The following is a 5,365-nucleotide window of genomic DNA, read 5'->3' as shown; positions in this document are numbered from 1 at the left end:
CGCGGCCGCCGACCGCGTGGTCGGCCGCGGCGAGCGCGGCGCGGGCCGCCTCGGCGCCGTCGCAGCCGTCGAGGTCGACGATCACCCCGGGCGGGCCGTCGCCGAGCACGCCGGCCGCCGCGGGGAAGCGGTAGCCGTCGAGGTAGAGCCAGTCCGCGCCCGCCGCGCGGGCCTGCGCGGCGACGGCGGCGACGTGCTCGGTGGTGACCTGGTCGTCCTGGCTGATGATGGAACGTTCCCCGTCGGGGGTGAGCAGGACGACCGCGGTCGTGAGGACGCCGGTCCGGGACGTCCAGTCGGTGCCGACGCCGTCGGCGGCGAGCGCGTCGAGGAACGCGGTGCTCGCCGCGTCCGGCCCGACGACGCCCGCGAAGCGCGCGTCGGCGCCCATCCGCGCGGCCGCCACCGCCGCGTTCGCCCCCATCCCGCCCTCGCCGCGGCGCACCGCGGTGGCCTGGACGCGGGCGGCGGGCCCCGGCAGCACGGGGACGGCGACCGTGAGGTCGACGTTGGCGTAGCCGCAGAACACGATCATGGGAGGACCACGCCCGCCTTCGCAGCGGCGGCGGTCAGCTCCCGCACCTTGGCGGCGTCGACCCGGCCCCACCAGCGGCCGTTGTCCTTGACCGAGGACGCGACGATCACGCCGTCGCAGGCCGGCAGCAGCTCCCCCACGTTGCCCGCGCTGATCCCCGAGCCGATGACGACCGGCAGGGTGGTGTGCGCGGCGATGCCCTCGACCTCGTCCAGCGCGGCCGCGTCGCCGGTCCGCGAGCCGGTGGCGATCAGCACGTCGGCGCCGAAGAACTCGGCGTCCTCGGTCTGCTCGGCGAGGGTGCGGTCGGCGACGATCGCGTGCGCGCCGTGTTTGACGTGCACGTCCGCGAAGATCTTGACGGGGTTCGCACCGATCCGGCTGCGGTAGCGGGTGGCGTGCGCGGCCTGGCCCTCGATGATCCCCTCGTTGGCGACGTAGGCGTTGGCCCACTGGTTGACGCGGACGAAGCCGGCGCCGCCCGACCAGGCGGAGGCGATCGAGCACTCGGCGGCGTTCGACAGGATGCTCACGCCGACCCGCCCGGAGGTCGCGTGCCGGACCCGGTCGGTCACCACGGCCATGGCGGCGGCGGTCTCGTAGCCGTGCTCGCCCGGCTTGAGGAACGGGATGTCCCAGTGGTTCTCGACGATCACGCCGTGCGCGCCGCCGTCCAGGTAGGCCCGCGCCTCCTCGATCGCGAACGTGCAGATCTCGTCGAGCGGCACGCCCTCGTAGTGCGGGCTGCCCGGCAGCGGCGGCAGGTGCACGGCGCCGATGACGACCTTGGGGGTGCCGAACAGCTCCTCGACGGCGTTCGGCTTCGGCGGGAACACGCCCAGTGCCCGCTCGCTCCCCGTCGCCCTCACCATGTCGCCTCCTGTGTAATCGATTGCAGTCGTGTTGTCCTGCACCGTAGATACGGATCCCGCAGGCCGTCAAGGGGGTATGATCGGGTCACTGTTGTTGATCTGCCCAGCATCCGGGCTTTCGCCAAGCTGGAGAGGTAAACGATTGCAGCGGGTCACGATCGCCCAGGTCGCCGAGCGCGCCGGGGTCTCCACCGCCACGGTGTCGCGCGTGCTGTCGGGCCGCGGGCCCGTGTCGGCGGCCGTCCAGCGCAAGGTCAGGAAGGCCGCCGACGACCTCGGATACCAGGTCAACTCCATCGCCCGGGCGCTGCGCAACAGCCGCACCGACACCGTCGGCATGGTCGTGCCGAGCATCTCCAACCCGTTCTTCACCTCGCTGGTGGAGAGCGTCGAGCACGCCCTCGGCCGCGAGGGCAAGGAGCTGCTGCTCTGCGACGCGCGGTCCGACCCCGAGGTCGAGGCGCGGCGGCTGGCCACCCTCGTCGCCCGCAACGTCGACGGCATCATCGTCAGCCCGAGCCACGGCACGCTCAGCGGCGCCGCCGTCCAGGAGACCGCCGGGCGGCTCCCCCTGGTCCAGCTCGACCGGTTCGTCGGCGGCACCAGCACCGACTGGGTCGGCGTCGACGACGTCGCCGCGATGCGCCAGGTCATGGACCACCTGCACGCGGGCGGGGCGCGGTCGGCGGCGTTCGCCGGCTCGCTGCTGACCAACTCCTCCACCGAGCAGCGCTTCGCCGGGTTCCGCCGCCGGTCCGAGGACCTCGGCATCGCCGTGGACCCGGACCAGATCCTGCTCGGCGACTACAGCGTGGAATGGGGCGAGACGGCCGCCGCGCGGCTGATCGCCGCCGGCGACCTGCCCGACGCCATCGTGTGCGCCGACGACCTGATCGCGCTCGGCGTGACCCGGGCCTGCCGGGCGCACGGCGTGGACGTCCCGGGCCGGGTCCAGGTCACGGGATACGACAACATCGAGTTCTCGCGGCTCAGCGAGCCCGCGCTCACCACCGTCGACCAGCCGCGCGACCGGATCGCGACCGAGGCGGTGCGGCTGCTGGCCGCGGCCGCCGGCGAGGCCGACGGGGACCGCGGGCCGTCGGCGCACATCGCGCTCGTCCCGACCCTGGTGGTCCGGGAGAGCACGCGGGCACGGGCCTGAGACGTCCCGGCCGCCCGGCCGGGCCCGGAGAGGGAGGTCAGGAGATGGGCGACGCGCTCGAGCTCGCGCGCCGGCTGGTGCGGATCGACACCCGGGGCGGCGGTGAGCGGCGGGCCGCCGACCTCGTCGCGGACGTGCTGGACGGCGCGGGATTCGCCGTCCGGGTGGACGAGCCCGCCGAGGGGCGGGCGAACGTCGTGGCCCGGTACGGGCCCGAGGCGCCGCGCGTCCCGGTCACGTTCACCGGGCACCTCGACACCGTGCCCGCCGACGCGTCCGGCTGGTCGTTCGACCCGCTGTCCGGCGACGTCCGGGACGGGCGCCTGCTCGGGCGGGGAAGCAGCGACATGAAGGCGGGCGTCGCCTGCCAGGTCGAGGCGGCCGTCCGGGCGGTCCGCGACGGGCTGCTCGCGCCCCAGCTGGTTTTCACGTTCGGCGAGGAGACCGGGTGCGACGGCGCGGCGGTCCTGGACCCGGCCGCCGTCGCCGCCACGGACCTGCTGATCGTCGCCGAGCCGACGGGGAACCGGACGGTCCTCGGCCACAAGGGCACGCTCTGGCTGAAGGCCACGGCGCGGGGCGTGTCCGCGCACGGCTCCCGGCCCGAGCTCGGCCGCAACGCCCTCGCCGCGCTGGCCGCCGCGGCGGTCCGCGTGCACGCGCACGCGGACTGGCCGGTGAGCCCGACGCACGGGCCCGCGACGGTCAACGTGGGCACCTTCCGTTCCGGGGTGCAGCCGAACCTGGTGCCGGACCGCGCCGAGATGCGGCTGGACGTCCGCACCGTCCCCGGTTTCGGCGCGGACGAGGCGGTCGCGGTGATCTCCGGGCTGTGCGGCGAGGAGGTCGAACTCGAACGGCTCGTGGACCTTCCCGGCGTCGCCACCGACCCGGCGGCTCCGGGCATGCCGGAGGTCCTGGACCTGCTCGCCCCCGGCTCCTCCGGGGCCGTCCCGGAGTACGCGACGTACTTCACCGACGCGTCCGTCCTCGCGGGCCTGCTCGGCGGGCCGGACGTGGTGATCTACGGGCCGGGCGACCCCGAGCAGGCGCATGTGACCGACGAGACGTGCTCGGTCGCGCACGTCGGCGCCGCCGCGGAGGCGCTGTACCGCCTGCTGGCCGCGCGCCGGCCGGACGGCGCCGCCTGAGACCAGCGCCGCCTGAGACCAGCGCCGTCTGAGACCGGCGCCGCTCATGCAGGAGAACGCCCCGGCGATCGTTCGACTCGCCGGGGCGTTCCCGTTCCATGCGTTCCGGCGGTCACGCCGGAGAGGGTCGTGCACCGCGGCTCACGAACCGTCGCTGAGAAGTGGCCCGTGAATCCGCTCGCGAACGGTCAGCCCAGAGGCTGCGGCTCGCCCTTGGTGCCGGCGCCCGAGCCCCACGACAGGACCTCCCACTTGACGCCCTGGAGGTGTCCCTCGCCGGTGCCGGCGTCGTACTTGCTGTCGGGCTTGCCGCCGTCCAGCAGGTACCGGAAGGTGTAGGTGTCGAGGTCGAGCATGACGCCGTCGTGCGAGGGCGCGCCGGGGCCGCGGTCGCCGATGAAGCCGGTGATGCTGCGGCCCTTGTAGGTGACCTTGACCTTGGTGTTCATGGGCCAGCTCGGGCTGGCGAACAGGCCCTTCTGCATCGGCTTGCCGCTCGCGGGCGCGCCGGTGTCGCCGTTGATGCCGGAACCGTCGTCCCAGAAGTAGGACGCGGTGGTGGTGCCGCTGAGGATCGCCTTCGGGCCCTTGTCGGCCTTCTTCCTGGCGTCCTTGGAGGTGGAGGCCTTGGCGTCCTGCTTCTTCGCGTCCGGCTTCTTGGAGGCGGACTTCGAGCTGGACTCGGCCAGGGTCTCGGAGGAGGTGTTCTTCTCGGGGGCCTTCTGCTTCAGCGCGGCCATGTCCTGCTGCTGCGCCAGAAGCCTGTCGGGCTTGGGAGCGGAGTCGTCGTGGCTGGCGGCCGCCACGCCGCCCACCAGCATCCCGGCAAGAGCCGCGCCGGTGACACCGGTCAACACGCGATTGATCGTCCGCTGCTGCATGAAAATCCTTAGTTCGGCGTACAGGACAGCCGTTCCGGCGCCGGAGCACAGGGGATCCGGGCATGCGGAACGGGGTTCCGAGATCGGGACTCGGAAATGCCGCCGCGGAAAGGACCCCGCATGGACGGCCCGCGGACATGACGGGCCGAGCTCGCGTCCGTCCGCGCTGCCATCTGCGGGCATGCGCGCGACGCGGGCTTCGATGAAGCGGGAGAGGATGCCGACCGGGGGCTCAGTGGGCCCTGCGCGGTCACGGCCGGTGCATGGTGCGGCCGTGGTTCGGCTGAGGGTTCCCGCCTGGCGGGCGGGAGGCGACGGCTATGCGATTGGCCAGGTCAACGGTGCTTTGACCTTGACCTGGCGTTGACTATATCCCGCATTGCCGCACTTGGGCCAAATGGGCGATTTCTTTACCTTTGGCCAGGTAGATCGTTTTCTTGGCCGGTCCGCGGGATCGCCTTTCCCGCAGGGGATCCGGGCGGACGCGCAGGTCGGCGCCCTGATCGGAAAGATCTTAAAGAACGATCTTTATGTCCGGGGAAATGATCTTTTATGCGGCCGGACGGCCGGCGGGCGCGGCCTGGAACTGAAGATCGACATCGGCCCGGCCAGCCCGTGAGACCGATAGGCGGAAGGAGCGCGGCGCACAAGAAAACCCGGCCGGACGTACCGGCCGGGTGGGTACCGGAGGCGGCCGCCGGGCGGCCGTGAACCGCGAGACGGCCCGGCGGCGGGCAAGAGGGGGGCGCATGGGCGCGGGGAGG

Annotated in this window: 6 protein-coding genes; 3 read left to right on the top strand and 3 right to left on the bottom strand. The window is 73.2% G+C overall.

Translation table 11 applies throughout. The annotated features are described in order from the left end of the window. Both ABZ914_RS45575 and ABZ914_RS45570 read right to left on the bottom strand, forming a co-directional pair. On the bottom strand, nucleotides 1–535 hold a 535-nt coding region (locus ABZ914_RS45575; protein ID WP_500200910.1), incomplete at its 3' end, for a carbohydrate kinase family protein. Beyond that, entirely contained in the window at nucleotides 532–1,407 is an 876-nt protein-coding gene (locus ABZ914_RS45570) for a BtpA/SgcQ family protein (RefSeq protein ID WP_387020835.1), read from the bottom strand. The genes ABZ914_RS45575 and ABZ914_RS45570, both read right to left, overlap by 4 nt. Before the next feature lie 142 nt (nucleotides 1,408–1,549). Here ABZ914_RS45570 and ABZ914_RS45565 point away from each other — a divergent pair, with 142 nt between their 5' ends. Both ABZ914_RS45565 and ABZ914_RS45560 read left to right on the top strand, forming a co-directional pair. Next, a complete protein-coding gene (locus ABZ914_RS45565) occupies nucleotides 1,550–2,569 on the top strand; it encodes a LacI family DNA-binding transcriptional regulator (RefSeq protein WP_433136688.1) in 1,020 nt (339 codons plus the stop codon). Nucleotides 2,570–2,613: 44 nt separating this feature from the next. After that, nucleotides 2,614–3,720: a M20 family metallopeptidase gene (locus ABZ914_RS45560; RefSeq protein WP_500200909.1), complete on the top strand. Its 1,107-nt coding sequence runs from the start codon at nucleotides 2,614–2,616 to the stop codon at nucleotides 3,718–3,720. A gap of 188 nt (nucleotides 3,721–3,908) precedes the next feature. Here the strand turns inward: ABZ914_RS45560 and ABZ914_RS45555 are convergent, their stop codons facing one another. Then, entirely contained in the window at nucleotides 3,909–4,577 is a 669-nt protein-coding gene (locus tag ABZ914_RS45555; RefSeq protein ID WP_500200908.1) for an RlpA-like double-psi beta-barrel domain-containing protein, read from the bottom strand. A gap of 421 nt (nucleotides 4,578–4,998) precedes the next feature. Between ABZ914_RS45555 and ABZ914_RS45550 the strand changes: the two genes are divergently transcribed. Continuing rightward, nucleotides 4,999–5,220 (top strand): hypothetical protein, encoded by a 222-nt coding sequence (locus ABZ914_RS45550; protein WP_500200907.1) that lies wholly within the window; start codon nucleotides 4,999–5,001, stop codon nucleotides 5,218–5,220. The last annotated feature ends 145 nt before the right edge of the window (nucleotides 5,221–5,365 follow it).

The sequence above is a fragment of the Spirillospora sp. NPDC046719 genome (assembly GCF_040645715.1).
In the GTDB taxonomy this organism is placed as follows: Bacteria; Actinomycetota; Actinomycetes; order Streptosporangiales; family Streptosporangiaceae; genus Spirillospora.
The sequence above is the reverse complement of the archived record's forward strand: the minus strand, read 5'-3'. Positions and strand labels throughout refer to the sequence as shown.

What these genes read in the sequence shown, in the direction of transcription:
- ABZ914_RS45570 (WP_387020835.1), bottom strand. Translation starts at nt 1,407, where the DNA reads ATGGTGAGGGCGACGGGGAGCGAGCGGGCACTGGGCGTGTTCCCGCCG.
- ABZ914_RS45560 (WP_500200909.1), top strand. Translation starts at nt 2,614, where the DNA reads ATGGGCGACGCGCTCGAGCTCGCGCGCCGGCTGGTGCGGATCGACACC.
- ABZ914_RS45550 (WP_500200907.1), top strand. Translation starts at nt 4,999, where the DNA reads ATGGGCGATTTCTTTACCTTTGGCCAGGTAGATCGTTTTCTTGGCCGG.